Raw genomic sequence first — 17,937 nt, 5'->3', positions numbered from 1 at the left:
TGGTCACTTCTGCTGCGCGTAGGCCTTGAACAGGGCCCGTTCCTCCGGGCGGAGGGGCGGGCCCTCGGCCGTCCAGGAGGCGCGCACCGCGCCGTTGCCGGGGTGGAGGCGGGCGTAGAGGTCGTCGGCCTGCTCGGACCGGCCCGTGGCGCGAAGGTGGGCCATGTAGTCGTCGGGGTCGTTGTAGAGGGTCGGGCCGTGCTGCAGCGAGATCTGCATCGGGTCGGGCAGCGCCCCCGGCGTACCGGCGTGGAAGCTCCACCACTCGAAGAGCCGGGCTCTCATTCGGTCCGCCAGGTCCGGCTCGGAGTCGATCAGGTTCGTGGTCAGGTGGGGGTCGGCCTTCATGTCGAACAACGACTCCAGCTCGGCCTTGAACGCGCCAGGGTGGTAGGTGCGGATGTAGAGGTGGTCGCGGGTGCGGACGGCGCGCTGGTAGGTGTGCGCCCCGTGTCCCCAGACGAGATGGTCGCGCGACTCGATCTCCTGCCCGCGCACGGCGTCGGCGAACGACTGACCCTGCCACTTCTCCGGGATCGGCAGCCCGAGCAGCTCGCAGATCGTCGGCGCGTAGTCGATGTTGTAGAGCAGCGCATCGTGCTCACGCTGCTCGGCCTTGTCGGTCACGCCCGGCCAGAACATCACCATCGGGAGGTGGTGGGTGGGCTCGTTCGCGAGACCGTGCTCGGCGTACGAACCCTGCTCCCCGAACGACTCGCCGTGGTCGGCGCTGACCACGATGGCGACCTCGTCGGTAAGCCCCATCTCGGCCAAGGCGGCCCGCAGGCGCCCGAACTGGCTGTCCCAGAACATGATCCCGCCGTCGTACCCGTTGATCAGGTGCTCGAAGTCGGCACGCGTCGCGATCTGGTCGGGCATGTTGTGGGGGACCGGGCTGGTGCGCGGCACCATCGAGTAGTGCAGGTCCTTCGCCGTCCGGGGCCCGTAGATGTCCTGGTGGGCGTCGATGGCCTCTTGGTCGGGCCAGTCCGGCGCTGGCCCCGCCGCCGCAGATGCCTCGGTCCAGCGGACGTCTTGGAGGTAGTCGGTGTGTGGGTCCCAATAGGTCAGGTGCAGGTACCAGTCCTCGCGGTGACGGTTGCGCTCGATCCAGTCGATCGCCACGTCCGTGACGGCGTCGGCCGGTTCGTCCCCGATCTCCGGGGTCGAGCGGATGCTTTCGCGGAAGTTGCCGTGGAAGAAGTGTGCGCGGTGCCGCTCCGCGAAGCTGGAGACCGCCGCGGTGTAGTAGCCGTGGAAGGCCAGCCATTGCCCGAGCAGCGGCCGATCGAACTGCATCGCGTGCCCGGCGTCCATCCGGTACTGCGCGGCGGGTCCGCCGTGCCCGATCACCCCGTTGGTGATCCCGAACTGGCCGCTCATGAGCGCAGTGCGGGACGGCAGGCAGGGCGAGTCGGAGCAGTAATAGTGGTCGAACCGCACCGAGTCGACCGCCATCGCATCCAGGTTCGGCGTGGTACGGCGCTGATAGCCGTAGGGCCCAGTGTGGTCCGGACGCAGGGTGTCCACGTCGACGTAGATGATCTTCACGTTGCCTCCGGGCTGATTGTGAACTGACTTATTGTTCGGTAGGTTAGTTGCCGCGTCGTGATTCCGAAAGGCCGTAGGTGGTCATGAGTGAGACTTGTTGTGGCCCCGACCGGATGTCGGTGGGCGAGGAGCTCGCGACCTCCGTTCCGTGGTCTCCCAGTGCGCAGGTGGCCGAGGTTGGGGTGGTGCGGCACGTGATCGAGCAGGTCGCCGTCCCTGGTGGGGTTCACTACATCGGAGACATGCACGGTGACGGCAAGGCCGGCGACGGCGAGACGCCGGTGCACGCGGTCGAGATCGAGGACTTCGACATCGACTGCACGGCGGTGACCAACGAGGCCTGGTCGTCGTTCGTGGAGGCAACCGGTCATGTCACCGAGGCAGAGCGGTTCGGATACTCTGCGGTGTTCCACCTGGCGCTGGCGGCCGATCCGGGTGACGTCATCAGCAGAGCGGCCAGGACGCCGTGGTGGCTTGGTGTTCGAGGCGCCGACTGGCGCCGTCCCGGCGGGCGCCACAGCTCCCTCGACGGCCTCTCTGACCACCCGGTCGTCCATGTGAGTTGGAACGATGCGGTGGCGTACTGCGAATGGGCTGGTCGCCGCCTTCCGACGGAGGCTGAGTGGGAGGTCGCCTCGCGTGGTGGCCTGCCTGACGCGCGGTATCCCTGGGGCGACGAGCTTCCGGCGCGTGACGGCCAGGGGGCATGGCCCTGCAACATCTGGCAGGGCTCGTTCCCCGACGCCAACACGAGGGAGGACGGATGGCTCACCACCGCCCCGGTGCGTAGCTACCGGTCGAACGGATACGGGGTGTGGCAGTCGGTCGGCAACGTCTGGGAATGGTGTGCCGACTGGTTCGACCCCGGTTACTACGCTCGCTCGCCGCGGCTGCATCCGCGCGGCCCGGCCTCAGGCAGTGCGAAGGTGCTGCGCGGTGGCTCGTACCTGTGTCACGACTCCTACTGCAATCGCTACCGCAATGCGGCACGCTCCGCGAACACTCCCGACTCGTCCGTGGGCAACGCGGGTTTCCGGACCGCCTCGCTGCTGGTCGCCTAGGCTGTGTGGCATGGCCAGTACGGAATCTGCCGAGCGTTCGGGAAAGCTCTCGCGGGCACGGATCATCGACACCGCCTTCGAGCACTTCGGCGCATATGGCTACCGGGGAACCTCCCTGGCGAAGATCGCTGCCGAGGTGGGCATCTCTCAGCCGGGGCTCCTGCATCACTTCCCCAACAAGTCCGCGCTGTTCATGTCCGTCCTCGTGGAGAGGGATACGCGCGACCTCGAGGCCGTCGGCATGGAGGTGGAGAAGATCGCCGAGCTGGACGCGGAGCAGCTGTTCGACTTCTTCGAGGGGCTCGTTCGGCACAACGCCGAGAACCGCAACATGGTGCAGCTTGCGCACCTCACCGCTGCTGAGGCGACCAGGGCTGATCATCCGGCCCACGAGTGGGTGGTGCTGCGAACGAGCTACTTCCGTGACCTCTGCTCCGCCGCGCTGCAGAAAGGGATTGATGCGGGACAGGTGCGTGAAGACGTGGATCCCCGTGCGATCGCCACGATGCTGATCGCCGCATCGGAGGGCCTGGAGAACCAGTGGCTGGTGGATCCGTCGGTCGATCTGGCCGGATCCTTCGCCGACTTCACCGCGATGCTGCGCCGCGACATCTCGCCATCGGGGCGCTGACACTGGCTTACTGACTGCTCGGTCGGTTAGGGTGCGTTGTGCGACCAAACCTGCTGTGGCTCGTGAGTGAGGACTGTCCGCCACGTTTCGGCTGTTACGGCGACCCTCTCGCCCGTACGCCGAACCTTGATGCCCTTGCTGCCGACTCAGTGCTCTATGAGCATGCCTACTCGCCCGCTCCGGTCTGTGCGCCGTCGCGGTTCGCGCTGCTGACCGGGGTCGCTCCCGAGGCGCATGCGCCGGCCATTCACATGCGAGCGCGGGCCGTCCTGCCGGAATGGATGACGACCTACCCGCAGGTCCTGCGCTCGCTGGGTTACTACTGCACCAACAACTCCAAGACCGACTACAACGCTGACGTCGATCCGGACGAGCTGTGGGATGAGTGCTCCGGCCGGGCGCACTGGCGCAACCGCGCCGAGGGTCAGCCCTTCCTGGCGGTGTTCAACATCGACGGGACCCATGAGTCCGCCGTCTTCCGGGCGGGCGCTCCGACAGTCGACGCATCCGCGGTGCGTGTCCCGGCGTACTTGCCGGACACTCCGGAGATCAGGGATGACATCGCGCGCTACTACGAGGACGTGGAGCGGATGGATGCCGTTGTCGGCGAGCTTCTTGCGCAGCTCGCCGACGACGGGCTTGCCGACTCGACGGTCGTGGTGCACACCTCCGACCACGGAGGCGTGAATCCGCGCTCCAAGCGGCACTGCTACGAGGAGGGGCTCCGGGTGCCCTTGCTCGTGCACGCCCCTGGACGGTTCGCGGAGCGGTTTCCGCCGCCGGGCACCAGGGTGCGAGCGGCGGTCACTACGACCAGCATCCCGCCTACCCTCATCGATCTGGCCGATGGAACTGTGCCCGAGCACATGTCCGAGCCGAGCCTGGCCGGTCCTGTATCACCGGTGGGGTCGTTGTCGTACGGCGCCCGCAATCGAATGGATGAGCGCTACGACTTCGTGCGGACGGTGACGGACGGGCGGCACCGATATGTGCGCAACTTCATGCCCCACCGTCCCGGTGGTCAGTACAACGCCTTCGCCTGGGCCGCCGCGGGCTACCGCTCCTGGGAGTCCGAGCATCTGGCGGGGCGACTCACTCCCGAACAAGACCTGTTCTGGCTGCCGCGCCCAGCTGTCGAGCTCTACGACCTCGAGGCCGATCCGGACCAGGTGGTCAATCGTGCAGGGGACCCGTCGCTCGCGGAGGTCGAGGGCAGGCTGGCGACCGCCCTGCGCGAGCACATGGTCGCCATCAATGACAACGGCTTCCTTCCTGAGGGATCGCCTGCGGAGGGGTGGGACGCGAGCCGGATCCCGGGCGCCTACGACCTGGCCGCCGTCCTTGAGCTCTCGGACATCGCACTGGTGCAGGATCCGGGCAATGGGCGAGTGCTGAGCCGTCGCCTGGACGATCCCGACCCCCTCCTGCGGCGCTGGGCGGCGATGGGGCTGTTGATGCTTGCTGATTCCTCCGGGGACGCCCTGCTTGCCGGTGCCGTGGCGGCCAGGCTCGCTGCAGAAGCCGACGCGACCGTACAGGTCGTGCTCGCCGAGGCTCTGGCCCGCCTGGACCTCGATGACATCGTCGGCATCGACGCGTTGGTACGGCTGGCTGGTCGCGATCACCCGTTCGGCGTACGGCTGGAAGCGCTCAACGCTTTGGCATGCCTCGACCCGCGACGGCTGCGAAACCGGGTGGGGTCGTTGTCGGTGGATGGGGAGGACGACGACTACCTCTCCCAGGCGATCGAGTACCTCCATCTGCGGGTCGCCGGCCGGTACGAGCCTTCGGTGGCGGTGGGGCCCTGGGCGGCCTTCTTCGCAGAGAGTCGAGCGAAAGGCTAGCCTACCGAGTACTCGGTTGGTAGGTTGGCAACTCCGTCGACCCGAGGAGAGCCATGTCGTCCTTGATTCCGTCCACCCCTTCCGACGAGCTCGAAGCGATCCTGTACGAGCGTCTCGGCAAGCTGGACCTCGTGGCCAAGGTGCGCCTGCTCTCGGGCGCGGACTTCTGGTCGCTGCCTGCCGACGATTCCATCGGTCTGCGCTCGATCGTCTTCTCCGACGGACCCGCGGGGGTCCGCGGCGAGGTCGGTGACGAGAGAAATCCGTCGTTGAATCTCCCGTCAGGGAGCGCGTTGGGTGCGACCTGGGACGTCGATGTCGCGCGTCGCTACGGCGACGTGCTTGGCCGGGAGGCCCTGAGCAAGCACGCGGATGTGGTGCTCGGTCCCACGATCAACCTGCATCGATCGCCCTACGGGGGCCGCCACTTCGAAGCGATGGCCGAGGACCCGCTGCTGACCGCTCGTCTGGCGGCCGCCTACGTCGAGGGCATCCAGGCCCACGGTGTCGCCGCGTGCCCGAAGCACTATGTGGCCAACGACTATGAGATAGAGCGGCACACCGCGAGCTCTGAGGTCGGGGAGCGCGCTCTCCGCGAGCTCTACCTCGCCGCGTTCGAGGACGCGATCGTGGAGGCGAGGGCGTGGGTGGTGATGTCGGCGTACAACGGTGTCAACGGTGTGACCATGAGCGAGAACGACCTGTTGCGCGACCCGCTCAAGACCGAGTGGGGGTTCGACGGCGTGGTGCTCTCGGACTGGATCGCCGTGAAGACCACGGACGCCTCGGCCAACTCTGCTCAGGACGTGGTGATGCCTGACCTGCTCAGCCCCTGGGGGGATGCGCTTGTCGAGTCGGTCCGTGAGGGTCGGGTCGCGGAATCGACGATCGATGAGAAGGTGCTGCGCGTCCTGCGCCTGGCCGCTCGCGTCGGCGCGCTCGAGGGCGTGGAGCCTGCGCCCAGGGTCGACAGCGAAGCTCCCGAGCCGCTGAACACTGTCACCGAGCTGGGCGCCGAGAGCATGGTCCTGCTGCGCAATGCCAACGAGCTGCCCTGGAGTCACGCTCCGGCATCGATCGCCGTGATCGGCCCGAATGCCATGTGCGCGCGAAGTCAGGGTGGTGGAAGTGCGACGGTGGTTCCGGACCGGGTGATCTCGCCGCTCGAGGGACTGCGCGACCGCTTCCCCGACGCCAGCATCTCCTTCGACATGGGTGTTCCCGCGCCTACGGAGATCTTCCCGCTCGATCGGGACCTGCTCCTCGACCCCGTTGCCGGGACGCCGGGCGTCCACGTCGTCTTCTCCGCGGCCGATGGCACCGTCCTGCTCGAGGAGATCCGGCTCAGCGCCGAGCTGGCTTGGATGGGCACCATGCCCGAGGGTGCGACCACTCTCACGATGCAGACCAGGTACACGCCTGCGATCACGCAGCGTTGTGCTGTGGGTGTCGCCGTGGCCGGACATGTCTCGCTGTCGATCGATGGCGAGACCGTCATCGACAGATTCAGCACCGCCGAGAGCGCGAGCTCCCGTGACGGTGGCTTGGAGACCTCCGACATCACCGCCAACATCTTCGCGCCACCGGTCACCGCGGTGCCGGTCGACCTGGTGGAGGGCACCCCGATCGACCTGGTCGCTGTCTGTGACCTGACGACCGCGCCGCTCCCGATGGTCCACGCGATCATGATCGGCATGGCGCCGCGGTCAGGGCCTGACGAGCTGATGCTCGCCGAAGCGGTCGCTGCTGCGGCCGCGGCAGAGGTCGCCGTGGTGGTGGTCGGCACGAGTTCGCGCACAGAGAGTGAGGGGATCGACCGCACGTCGTTGGCGCTGCCCGGAGGTCAGGACGCACTCGTGGAGGCGGTGCTCGCGGCGAACCCGCGCACGGTTGTCGTGGTGAACGCTGGCAGTCCGGTGCTGATGCCTTGGCATGACCGTGCCAGCGCTGTGCTCGTCACCTGGTTCGGCGGCCAGCGGACAGGTACCGCTCTTGCGGAGGTGCTGGCAGGTGACCGCGAGCCGGGCGGGCGACTGCCCACCACCTGGCCCGGCGACGAGCAGGCCGTGCCGGTCGGGCCGGATCGCCCCGTTGACGGCAAGGTCCACTACGCCGAAGGAATCGACATCGGGCACCGCGCGTGGTTGAAGCAAGGCGCGACGCCGGCCTACTGCTTCGGCCACGGTCTCGGCTACACGACCTGGAACATGTCCGGTCTGTCGGTTCCGGCCGAGGTGGCCGGCGGGGAGTCCTTCTCCTTGAGCCTCACAGTCAGGAACACCGGGGACCGACCGGGGAAGCATGTGGTCCAGGTGTACGCCGCGCGTGGATCCAGCGAGGTTTCCCGCCCGGTGCGCTGGCTCGCGGGGTGGAGCGTCGTGCGCGCCGATCCTGGTGAGGCTGTCAGGGTGGAGGTCGATGTGCCCGCGCGTAGCCTTGCGGCCTGGGTCGACGGGACGTGGTGGTACGAGACGGGCGCCTTCGACCTGCTGGTCGGCGCGAGCGTCGACGAGCTCCCGCTCCAGGCCACTGTCGTGGTCGGCTCCTAGCTGATCCGCACCCGAGGGCGGTGGTCTCCGCTGATCATGGTCCGTGTTGTTGATCAGGCAGGGAGATCCCGGTGCAACAGGGCTACATGGAGTGAGACCCGGATGTCGGGATCGTCGAGGTCGGCGCCGATCACGCGAGCGGCCTTGGCGAGGCGGTCATAGAAGACGGGCCGTGAGAGATGCAGGCTGGCCGCGGCCTCCGACTTGCTGACCGGGTTGTTCACCAGCGCTCGGACCACGGCGAGCAGATCGGTCCCGTGCAGTTCGTCATACGCCTCGAGCGCATGGAGCTCGCGGTCGGCGTATAGCGCGACACGATCGTCCCCGGCAAGCAGCGTGAGCAGACCCCGAAGGTGCGCGTCCTCCAGGCGATACGCCCGGGTCGAGGTCATTGCGAGCTGGTCCGGCTTGAGTGCGTCCATGACCTGTTGGGCCTCGCGCAGGGTGTGATCGATGAGGCTTCTGTCCTCCACCGGGCGGGCTGCGGTGATCGTCGCGGGGATCTTGGTGACTATGGTCGCGGCGAGCTGGTCTGCGACGAGGTCTGCGTCCGCCGTCCGGGAGAGCGACAACAGCACGCGCACATCCTGGTCGATGATTCCGACGAGTCCGGGAACCTGGCGGGCGCTGAGGGCGTGGGTGATCGCAGCAACGACCTCATCCACGCGGGTGATGCCTGCTGTGTCGGACGGGCGCGGTTGCGCGCGTACGCTCGCGGCGACGAACTGACGCTTGTGGACCGGCAGCCCGGCCAGCTCGCAGCGACGCACCAGGTCGGGGTCGTTCGGGTCGTTGAGCAGAGCCACCAGCAGTTCGTGGTGAGTACGTCGAACCACGCTGTCGCGCTGACGGTCGTGGAGCCGGTGCATCGCCAACGCCGCGGCGGCCCGCTCTGCGGTAGCAACCAAACCAGGGGAGGGACGCTGGTCGGACTGGACGATGAGTCTGCCCCAGCCGCGGTCGCGGCGCCCGACGCGGGTCACGAGCCAGTGGTTCGTGGGGTCCCATGCGGATCTGCCCTCAAGCGAGATGCGCCGGGAACGGGTGCTCCAGTCGCGCAGGAACGCATCGATATCATCGGGGCCGGGGCGATAGTCAAGCACTCTGAACTGATCGTCCTCCAACACCACGGCGGCCCCGCACAGGCGCTGGGCGGCTTGAAGGATCTCCGCTGGACCTGCCTCGGAGATGCTCAGCTCAGTGAACGTGTCGTGGACTCGCTGGGCTTCGCGCAGGTCTGCCAGTTGCTCGTCGACGATGCGCTCACCCACGACTTGGGCCACGGCGGCAAATCGGACTTCGTGACCGAGCGTGATCAGCGGAAGGCCGAGATCATCGCATCGCTCGATGAGAGCTGGAGGGAGTTCGAACCAACGGCGGCCCAGCTCGATGAAGAGCCCTGCGGCGTCGCTGTGGGCGAGGGAGTCGGCGTACGCCACGAGCTCAGTGGCGTCCTCGGGCAGAGCGATACCCGTGCTCAGCAGCAGGTCGCCGCCGCGCAACAAGGCGCCGATCTCGGCCAGCTCGGCGGAGTGCACCCAGCGGACCTCGCGGTCGAGCCCAGTTCGACCCGCCACTACTTCTGGTGCGGCCGTTCGAACGACGGGCATTTCGAGTACCCGGGAAACCGTCACCAGGGCCATGACCACCTCCTGCTTCCCGACAGATCGTTGGGTATCCGGCACAGATCCTACGGAATGTCTCCCGGGAGGGGCCATGCCCAGCACCAAGATCGTGGCATCAGGACCGAACAGGAGACCCCATGACCAAGCAGATCCCACACTGGGTCGACGGCGCCGAGTTCATCGGCACCTCGGAGCAGTGGGCCGATGTCACCAACCCCGCCAGCGGCGATGTCAGTGGCCGAGTGGCCCTGGCCGGCGAACGCGATGCCCGCTACGTCATCGACTCCGCCGCGGCGGCCGGCAAGGCTTGGGCGAAGACCTCGCTGGCCCGGCGTACGCAGGTGATCTTCGCCTTCCGTGAGCTCCTCAACGCTCGCAAGGAGGAGCTGGCGGAGATCATCACCGCCGAGCACGGGAAGGTGCACTCCGATGCTCTGGGGGAGATCTCCCGTGGTCAGGAGGTCGTGGAGTTCGCCTGCGGGATCTCCCATCTGCTCAAGGGCGGCCACTCCGAGTCGGCCTCCACCGGCGTCGACGTGCACTCCAAGCGCGACCCGCTCGGCGTGGTGGCGGTGATCAGTCCGTTCAACTTCCCGGCCATGGTGCCGATGTGGTTCTTCCCGATCGCGCTGGCTGCCGGCAACGCGGTGGTGCTCAAGCCCAGCGAGAAGGATCCGTCGGCGGCGATCTGGATGGCCAGGCTCTGGAAGGAGGCCGGGCTTCCCGACGGTGTCTTCAACGTCCTGCAGGGCGACAAGGTCGCGGTGGACGCCCTGCTCCGCAGCGACGACATCGACGCGGTGAGCTTCGTCGGCTCCACGCCGATCGCCCAGTACGTCTACGAAGAGGCGAGCAGGACAGGAAAACGGGTCCAGGCCTTGGGCGGTGCCAAGAACCACATGGTCGTCCTGCCCGACGCCGACCTCGACCTCGCCGCGGACGCGGCGGTCAACGCAGGCTTCGGCAGCGCCGGCGAGCGCTGCATGGCGATCAGCGTTCTGGTCGCGGTCGAGCCGATCGCGGACGACCTGGTGGCCCGGATCGCCGAGCGGACCCGCACGCTGCGTATCGGCGACGGTGCCAAGAAGACCAACGGTGCCGTCGAGGCCGACATGGGGCCGCTGGTCACCAAGGCGCACCGCGACCGAGTGGCCTCCTTCATCGACTCCGGAGAGCAGGCCGGAGCGAAGGTCATCATCGACGGTCGCGATGTCGAGGCGCATGGAGCTGCCGACGGCTTCTGGCTCGGCCCGACGCTGTTCGACCACGTCACCCCGGACATGGAGATCTACCGGGAGGAGATCTTCGGCCCCGTCCTCTCCGTCGTACGTGCCGGCTCCTACGACGAGGCCGTCGAGCTGATCAACGCCAACGAGTACGGCAACGGCACCGCGATCTTCACCAACGACGGTGGCGCCGCCCGCCGCTTCGAGGCCGACGTCCAGGTCGGCATGATCGGGATCAACGTACCGATCCCGGTGCCGGTGGCGTACTACTCCTTCGGCGGGTGGAAGCGTTCGCTGTTCGGCGACACCCACGCCCACGGCACCGAGGGCGTCCACTTCTTCACCCGAGGCAAGGTCGTCACCTCCCGTTGGATCAACCCGGCCGCCCGGCCCGTCGGCGGCCTCGAGCTGGGGTTCCCGCAGAATGACTGAGACCATCTCCGCGCCTGCGAACGCGGGCACGAGCATGCGAGCACTGACCGAGGACGCCGGCCGCGCCTACGAGCTGGACCGGCAGCACGTCTTCCACTCCTGGTCCGCCCAGGAACTGATCAAGCCGACCGTGATCACCCGCGGAGAAGGCTCCTACGTCTGGGACGGCCAGGGTCGCAAGCTCCTCGACTTCACCTCCCAGCTGGTCTTCACCAACCTCGGCCATCAGCACCCGCGGATCGTCGAGGCGATCCAGGAGCAGGCCGCCGCCCTCTGCACCGTCGCGCCGCAGCACGCCAACGGAACCCGGTCCGAGGCAGCCCGGCTGATCGCCTCGCACACGCCTGGCGACCTGGACAGGGTCTTCTTCACCAACGGGGGAGCCGACGCCAACGAGCACGCGATCCGGATGGCGCGGCTGCACACCGGCAAGCACAAGGTGCTCTCCACCTACCGCTCCTACCACGGCGGCACCCAGCTGGCGATCAACGTCACCGGCGACCCCCGCCGCTGGCCGAACGACAACGGCTCGACCGGCACCGTGCACTTCTTCGGGCCCTTCCTCTACCGCAGCCCGTTCCACTCCACCACGGAGGACGAGGAGTGCCAGCGCGCGCTCGAGCACCTCGAGCAGGTCATCGCGCTCGAGGGGGCCTCGACCATCGCCGCGATCATCCTCGAGTCGATCCCGGGCACCGCCGGGATCATGATCCCGCCGCCCGGCTACCTGAGAGGGGTACGCGAGCTGTGTGATGCCCACGGCATCGTGCTCATCGCCGACGAGGTGATGTCCGGGTTCGGGCGCAGCGGAAAGTGGTTCGCCATCGAGCACGCCGACGTCGTACCCGACCTCCTGACGTTCGCCAAGGGCGTCAACTCCGGGTACGTCCCGCTCGGAGGCGTCGCCATCAGCGAGGCGATCCACAAGTCGTTCGCGCAGCGGCCCTATCCCGGAGGACTGACCTACTCGGGTCATCCGCTCGCGTGCGCCGCCGCGGTGGCGACGATCGAGGTGATGGAGGACGAGGGGATCGTCGATCATGCCGCCGCCCTGGGCGATGAGGTCTTCGGGCCCGAGCTCCGTGCCCTGGCGGAGAGCCATGAGTGGATCGGCGAGGTACGAGGTGTGGGTGCCTTCTGGGCCATCGAGCTCGTGTCCGACCGAGCCACCAGGGAGCCGCTCGCGCCCTACGGCGGCTCCAGCCGCGAGATGGGCGCGGTCGTCTCGGCCGCGAACGCGAAGGGCGTCCTGCCGTTCGTGAACTTCAACCGCATCCACACAGTGCCTCCGATCAACACCGCGGCCGAGGATGTACGAACGGGGATCCGGCTGATCGGTGAGGCTCTGGGGGAGGCGCGGGCTTCGGTCACCTCGAGCTGAGCTGTACCCCGTCTGCGGCATAGACCCAACTGGCTATTGACCGGGCGGCTCCTCGCCGTGCTTTGGTGGAGGCATGAGCCGCACGGTCGATGTCGACTACCTGGTGGTGGGTGCCGGCGCCATGGGGATGGCGTTCACAGACGCTCTGATCGAGGACGCCGATGTGCGGGTGGCGCTGGTCGACCGGCGACACGGTGTCAGCGGGCACTGGCTGGAGGCGTACCCGTTCGTACGCCTGCATCAGTCCTCCGCCTTCTACGGCGTCCCCTCGACACTGCTCGGCGGCGGGCAGCTGCAGCAGCGCGGACCCGAGAAGGGGCTTCAGGAGCGGGCCACCCAGGCGGAGATCTGCGCCTACTACGCGCGGATCCTCGAGCGGATGGTGGAGTCGGGCAAGGTCCAGTTCTTCCCGAACAGCGAGTACGTCGGCGACGGCACCGTCGTCTCGCGCATCTCGGGGGAGCGTCTCGAGATGCCCGGAGCCCGGATCGTCGACGCCCGCTACCTGGCCCCCAGCATCCCCGCCGAGAAGCCGCCGCCGTTCGGGGTCGCCGAGGGCGCGCGGGTGCTGCCGGTCAACGATCTAGCGCGACTCGAGGAGACGCCGAGCCAGTACGTCATCGTCGGCTCCGGCAAGACCGCGACCGACGCGTGCATCTGGCTGCTGTCGCGTGGCGTCGACCCCGACGCGATCTGCTGGGTGCGGCCGCGGGACCCGTGGATGTTCAACCGGGCCGTCGTCCAGCCCGATCCCGCGATCTTCCTGGGCATGGCCGCCGACACGATGCAGATCGCCGAGAGGTCGACGTCGCTCGAGGCCCTGTTCCTCGGGCTGGAGGACGCCGGGATCATGCTCCGCATCGACCGATCGGTGATGCCGACGATGGCCAAGGCGCCGACGCTGGCGACGTGGGAGCTCGAGAAGCTGCGTACGCTCGAGAACGTCGTACGCCGCGGCCACATCCGACACGTCGACCGCGGTTCCCTCACCTTCGCCGACGGGTCGCTCGCCGTCGCCGACGACGCCCTGGTCGTGCACTGCGCCGCGGACGGCCTGAAGTATCCGCCCCTGCTCCCGGTCTGGCGCCCCGAGGCGATCACGCTGCAGCCGATCCGGGCCGGCTTCCCCTGCTTCGGCGCCGCCGTCACCGGCTACGTCGAGGCGACCCGCGACGCCGACGCCGAGAAGAACCGGCTCTGCCCGCCGAGTCCGTTCCCCGACACGATGGCGACCTGGGCGACGATGAACGTCCTGGGCACCCAGGCGGCCATGTCGTTCTCGTCCGAGCCGGACATCAAGGCGTGGTCGGACGGGGTCGCGCTCAACCCGGCTCGGGTCCCGCCCGGCTATCCCGGATCTGCAGCCCTCGACGACGCGCGCGAACGGCTGGCGAAGCACACGAAGCCCGGACTCGCTCAGCTGGCTCAGCTGACCTGAGCGTACGTCCGGGCTCCGTCTTTGTTCAGGAGGTGTTGTTCATGCTGTTGAACCGTTCGCTCCTCGCTGTCATCCCGTGTGCACTCCTGCTCCTCGCCGCGTGCGGCTCGTCCGACGGAGAGTCGGAGGTGGACGTCACGGATGCCAGCTCTGCGGAGACCGGGCAGGGAGACCCTGATCCCGACGATCCGACGGATCCCGACGAGCCGGTGGTGGCCGTGCCGACGCTCCCGATCGGCGGCGGGTCGTACCCGCTGGACGGCAGCCCCGGCGTGGTCTGCGCCGACGTCAGCTGGCTCTGGCCGAGCGGTGACGACCCGTCGGTGCCCGAGGGCGTCTCGGTCGTCGTCACCGGCTACGAGGTCGACCCGGAGGTCTTCGAGCCGGCTGACGCGGCGTGCGACGGTGCGCCCTGCCTGGACGGATTCGTCTTCACCGCCGACTCGCTGAGCTGCCAGGTGGCGATGCGCTCCCTGGTTCCCTGGACCGATGAGCAGGAGGGTGAGGACGCCGTGCTGCGGCTCAGCGGCGAGATGACCTGCCCGTCCGAGCCCTGCGAGCTCGAGGACGTCGAGGGTGGCGACACCGAGGCGTTCCTCAACGCGCCGGAGGTCGACACGGAGTCGGAGTCGACCGAGCCGACCGAGCCGACCGAGCCGACCGAGTCGACCGAGCCGACCGAGCCGACCGAGTCGACGGACCCGGCCGAATCTGGCTGAGCCATGACCGATACGCCGCCGACGGGGATCGACCGCTGGGTGAGCCTGGCGACGAGCTTCGTCGCGCCGGTGACCGTGATCAGCGGCGTCCTTTTCTACTTCGGGTACGTCGCCGCCCGCGCCCAGTACGACTACTTCGGCCTCGACGTCGACGTGATCGGGCTCAGCACCCGTGCCTACGTCATGCGCAGCCCGCAGCCGCTGCTGACCCCGATGCTGGTCCTGGTGCTGGGCGGCGTCGCGGTGGTTGCCCTCCACCATTGGGTTCGGCGACAGGCCGCGGAGCCTTGGTTCGACCGGCTCGTCACGATCGTCCTCGGCGTCGGGTTGGCCCTCCTGGCGGCCGGAACGTTGCTGCTGGCGGGGTTCTCCTTCGTCGGTGGCTGGGCCTACTACGCCCTGGTGACGCCTGTCCTGCTCGGCGGTGGCGCGGCACTCGTGGCGTACGCCCTGCGGTTGCGCGGCGGCCACCTCGAACCGCGCATCGTGCTGCTCTGGGTGGGCGTGGCCGCCTGCGTGATCTGGGCGACGGCCACGACCGCGCAGTGGACCGGCCGTGGCCTAGCGATGGAGCAGGCCCGCAACCTGCGCAGCCTGCCCAGCGTCGTCCTCGACACCCGCGAGCGGCTGCACGTCCCGGCCACCGCTGGAGTCGAGGAGGTCGTGCGGCCGGATGCCGGCGAGGACGAATACCGCTTCCGCTACTGGCGACTGAGGCTGCTGATCCAGGGGGACGACCGGATGTTCCTCGTGCCCGACACCTGGAGCCCCGGTGGCACCACGATCCTCGTCCGGCTCGACGACGACGTACGGGTCCAGTTCCAGTTCCGGAACTCCCCACCGAGCTAGCTCGGGCTTGATCGGGTGTCAGTCGGTCTTCTGTTCCTCAGCTCTGGTTGCGTCCAGCGCGCCCAGCAGCTGCAGCGCCCCGGCACTGGGCGAGCCGACGTCGGCGTGATACACGACGAGCTGTTGCCCGGGGCTGGAACGGACGTCGAAGGCCTCCATCCGGAGCGTCACCTCGCCGACGTCAGGGTGGTATGCTCCCGCACTTCAAGGCGCAGGGTGGCGGCCATGTGGTGACGATCGCGTCCATCGGTGCCCACGAGGTCGTTCCCACCTCGGCGGTCTATTCGGCCACGAAGTACGCGGCCTGGGCACTCACTGAGGGCCTACGACTTGAGTCCGATCCGAGCATCCGAGTCACCACGATCTCGCCCGGAGTCGTGGAGACCGAACTGGCGGAGCACATCACGGATCCGGTCGCATCAGCCGCGATGGAGGCGTACCGGGCCGCCAGCATCCCCGCGGACGCCATTACCGGTGCCGTCAACTATGCGATCGGCCAGCCGGCCGGCGTCGATGTCAACGAGATCGTCATCCGCCCGGCCGCTCAGCGGAGCGCGTGAGGTAGCCGAGCGGGTCCTTCAGCCGCGCGGCAAAGGCCTCCGGATGGTCCACGAAGCCGGTGTGGCCGCCGGGGAACCGCATGGCGGTGATTCCGAGCCGCGCGGCGAGCGCCTCGGTCGTACGCTCGCACAGCTGACCAGCCGACTCCTCGCCGATGCCGAGGACGATCCGTGGTCCGCGGCGCAGTGCTTCCTCGTCCGGCTGCCACCGCACGGAGGCCGGCAGCTCATCGGCGTACCAGAACGCCTCCTCCGCGAGGGCACTCGAGCTGCGCTCGCCGCCGAACATGGCCTCGAGCATGCCGTCCGGCACGACGATGTTCGCTTGTTCGAAGAACATGCCCCACGCGCCGACCACGTCGCCGTCGGCGTACCGACGCCTCATCGTGTCCGTCAGCGCGCGCTGCTCCTCCCGGTCGTCGAGAAGCTCCAGCAGCGGGGGCTCATGTGCCACGATCGTCGTGGCGAGCTCCGGATGGCGCTGGGCGAAGGCGAGGGCCGTCACGGCACCGCCGCTGGACCCGAGGACCGCGACGGGGCCGAGGTCCGTGCGGCGTACGAGCTCGGCGAGATCGTCCGCGCGCTGATCGGGTGTGGAGCCGACGGACCGATCGGCCAGGACGCTCCCGCCGTGCCCGCGCGGGTCGTGGGTGAGGACGGTGTGGTGGGCGGCGAGCGCCTCGGCGAGCGGGGCGAACTCCGCGGCGGTCATCGGTGATCCGACGAGTGCGATGGCGGGCCCGGATCCGCGTAGCTCGTAGTTCAGGCGTGTTTCGGGCAGGTCGATCTGGACGGGTGCGTACATGGCGTTCTCCTCGGTGTCGGTATCGGTGATGGCAGTGGGCGGGTCGGTTCCAGGCGCAGTAGCCGTGAGACGAGGGGCGGCGCGGCAGCCGCGAGCAGGACCGTGAGCGCCGCGGGCAGCGCCATCGCGCCGGCCAGCCCCACCCCGGCGGCGAGGCCGCCGATGAGAACGGGCCCCACGAATCCGCCGAGGTAGCCGATCGTGGTGACGACCGAGAGCCGCCGCGGATCGATCCGGGAGGCGCCCAGGCTGCCGATCACGATCGGCCAGACGAGAGCCGTGCCCGCGCCGGCGAGCGCCCATCCTCCAGTGGCGACCACGACCTGCGCGCCCTCCACGACGATGGGGGAGAGGAGGACGAGTACGAACCCGAGCAGCGTCACCCCGGCGGCTGCCGCTACGAGGATCGGTGCCACGACGGCGCCGCGCAGACGGTCTCCGGCGAAGCGGACGACGGTCATCGCAGCGAAGAAGACGGCGTACATCGTCGCTCCGGCGGCCGGTTCCTCACCGAGGACGCGCGTGGTGTGGATCCCCGCCCAGTCGGTTGCGGCACCTTCCACCACGAAGGCCGCGGCGGCCACGGCACCGGCGCCGACGAGTACGGGACTCATTCTGCGAGTCGGCCCCTGAGCAGCCGCCCCGTCCGGATCCGCAGCAGTGCCCGGGTCGGCGCCGGTGCGACCGACCGGAAGCCGCAGCGCCAGCAGAGTGAGCAGGGCGCCGGCGCTCAGTGCGGCGGCCGGCAGGAGCAGGGTGCTGTCGCCGCCGGCGCGCAGCGCCGCTGCCAGTGCCGACGACCCCAGGACGGCGCCGAGCGTCCAGAATCCGTGCATCCGGGCGATCACGGGCCGTCCCGCTGCGCGCTCGGCGGTTGTGGCTTGCGAGGTGAGCCCGACGTTGATGGCGCCGCAGCAGATGCCGAAGACGGCGGCGAGCGCGATCATCGGCTCGGCTGCGGGCATCGCCCCGATCGTGGCGAGGAGGAGCGCTGCGGTGGGGAGGGCGATGCGCAGCACGGCGGCGTCGCTCCAGCGATGGGCGAGCTGTCCGGCCAGCGGCATCGCGATCGCCGCGCCCAGGGCGAGGGTGAGGAGCAGGAGCCCGAGTCGCGTGGGGCCGAGATCGACTCGGGCGTCGAGGACGGGAAGCCCCGCGCCCCAGACCGCGACGAGCATGCCCACTCCACCGTGCAGCGCGGTGATCACTTGAGGGCTTTTCGGCGCGGGGCTCGACGAGGACATGCCTCCAGGTTGCTCGCGGCTT

At 68.8% G+C, this 17,937-nt stretch carries 15 protein-coding genes; 10 read left to right on the top strand and 5 right to left on the bottom strand.

Going from position 1 to position 17,937, the window contains the following annotated elements:
• Positions 1 to 3 precede the first annotated feature (3 nt).
• The gene (locus OH802_RS22950; protein ID WP_406022441.1) at positions 4 to 1,551 is read right to left on the bottom strand and encodes a sulfatase; all 1,548 of its coding nucleotides are present in this window, start codon (positions 1,549 to 1,551) and stop codon (positions 4 to 6) included.
• 83 nt (positions 1,552 to 1,634) lie between these two features.
• Here OH802_RS22950 and OH802_RS22945 point away from each other — a divergent pair, with 83 nt between their 5' ends.
• Genes OH802_RS22945 through OH802_RS22930 form a run of 4 tightly spaced genes read left to right on the top strand, consistent with a single transcriptional unit; the run spans position 1,635 to position 7,636 of the window.
• Entirely contained in the window at positions 1,635 to 2,612 is a 978-nt protein-coding gene (locus OH802_RS22945; RefSeq protein WP_406022439.1) for a formylglycine-generating enzyme family protein, read from the top strand.
• Between the two features lie 10 nt (positions 2,613 to 2,622).
• On the top strand, positions 2,623 to 3,243 hold the full coding sequence (locus OH802_RS22940) for a TetR/AcrR family transcriptional regulator (RefSeq protein WP_406022437.1): 621 nt from the start codon (positions 2,623 to 2,625) through the stop codon (positions 3,241 to 3,243).
• A 38-nt stretch (positions 3,244 to 3,281) separates the two neighbouring features.
• Positions 3,282 to 5,087, top strand: a complete 1,806-nt coding sequence (locus OH802_RS22935) for a sulfatase (RefSeq protein WP_406022435.1) — start codon at positions 3,282 to 3,284, stop codon at positions 5,085 to 5,087.
• A gap of 53 nt (positions 5,088 to 5,140) precedes the next feature.
• Positions 5,141 to 7,636 carry a beta-glucosidase gene (locus tag OH802_RS22930; RefSeq protein ID WP_406022433.1) on the top strand — a complete coding sequence of 832 codons (2,496 nt, stop codon included), beginning with the start codon at positions 5,141 to 5,143 and terminating at the stop codon, positions 7,634 to 7,636.
• A gap of 53 nt (positions 7,637 to 7,689) precedes the next feature.
• Here the strand turns inward: OH802_RS22930 and OH802_RS22925 are convergent, their stop codons facing one another.
• Positions 7,690 to 9,279, bottom strand: coding sequence for a PucR family transcriptional regulator (locus OH802_RS22925; protein ID WP_406022431.1), 1,590 nt, complete (start codon positions 9,277 to 9,279; stop codon positions 7,690 to 7,692).
• Between the two features lie 119 nt (positions 9,280 to 9,398).
• On the opposite strand from OH802_RS22925, the gene OH802_RS22920 reads away from it, so the two are divergent.
• From OH802_RS22920 to OH802_RS22900, 5 genes are all read left to right on the top strand, one after another.
• On the top strand, positions 9,399 to 10,919 hold the full coding sequence (locus tag OH802_RS22920) for a CoA-acylating methylmalonate-semialdehyde dehydrogenase (protein WP_406022429.1): 1,521 nt from the start codon (positions 9,399 to 9,401) through the stop codon (positions 10,917 to 10,919).
• Positions 10,912 to 12,300, top strand: coding sequence for an aspartate aminotransferase family protein (locus OH802_RS22915; protein ID WP_406022427.1), 1,389 nt, complete (start codon positions 10,912 to 10,914; stop codon positions 12,298 to 12,300). The genes OH802_RS22920 and OH802_RS22915 overlap by 8 nt, the downstream gene beginning before the upstream one ends.
• Before the next feature lie 73 nt (positions 12,301 to 12,373).
• Complete coding sequence (locus OH802_RS22910) at positions 12,374 to 13,738, top strand: pyridine nucleotide-disulfide oxidoreductase (RefSeq protein WP_406022425.1); 1,365 nt, start codon at positions 12,374 to 12,376, stop codon at positions 13,736 to 13,738.
• Positions 13,739 to 13,779: 41 nt separating this feature from the next.
• A complete protein-coding gene (locus OH802_RS22905; RefSeq protein WP_406022423.1) occupies positions 13,780 to 14,457 on the top strand; it encodes a hypothetical protein in 678 nt (225 codons plus the stop codon).
• 3 nt (positions 14,458 to 14,460) lie between these two features.
• Positions 14,461 to 15,306 (top strand): hypothetical protein, encoded by an 846-nt coding sequence (locus OH802_RS22900; protein WP_406022421.1) that lies wholly within the window; start codon positions 14,461 to 14,463, stop codon positions 15,304 to 15,306.
• Positions 15,307 to 15,324: 18 nt separating this feature from the next.
• On the opposite strand, the gene OH802_RS22895 is transcribed toward OH802_RS22900, so the two are convergent.
• Entirely contained in the window at positions 15,325 to 15,477 is a 153-nt protein-coding gene (locus OH802_RS22895) for a hypothetical protein (RefSeq protein WP_406022419.1), read from the bottom strand.
• 20 nt (positions 15,478 to 15,497) lie between these two features.
• On the opposite strand from OH802_RS22895, the gene OH802_RS22890 reads away from it, so the two are divergent.
• Positions 15,498 to 15,866: an SDR family oxidoreductase gene (locus OH802_RS22890; RefSeq protein ID WP_406022417.1), complete on the top strand. Its 369-nt coding sequence runs from the start codon at positions 15,498 to 15,500 to the stop codon at positions 15,864 to 15,866.
• Here OH802_RS22890 and OH802_RS22885 read toward each other — a convergent pair.
• Complete coding sequence (locus OH802_RS22885; protein WP_406022415.1) at positions 15,835 to 16,671, bottom strand: alpha/beta fold hydrolase; 837 nt, start codon at positions 16,669 to 16,671, stop codon at positions 15,835 to 15,837. The two genes, OH802_RS22890 and OH802_RS22885, sit on opposite strands and share 32 nt — an antisense overlap.
• On the bottom strand, positions 16,629 to 17,915 hold the full coding sequence (locus OH802_RS22880) for an MFS transporter (protein WP_406022413.1): 1,287 nt from the start codon (positions 17,913 to 17,915) through the stop codon (positions 16,629 to 16,631). The genes OH802_RS22885 and OH802_RS22880 overlap by 43 nt, the downstream gene beginning before the upstream one ends.
• Positions 17,916 to 17,937 lie beyond the last annotated feature (22 nt).

The sequence above is a fragment of the Nocardioides sp. NBC_00850 genome (genome assembly GCF_045207335.1).
Taxonomy (GTDB): Bacteria; Actinomycetota; Actinomycetes; order Propionibacteriales; family Nocardioidaceae; genus Nocardioides.
The sequence above is the reverse complement of the archived record's forward strand: the minus strand, read 5'-3'. Positions and strand labels throughout refer to the sequence as shown.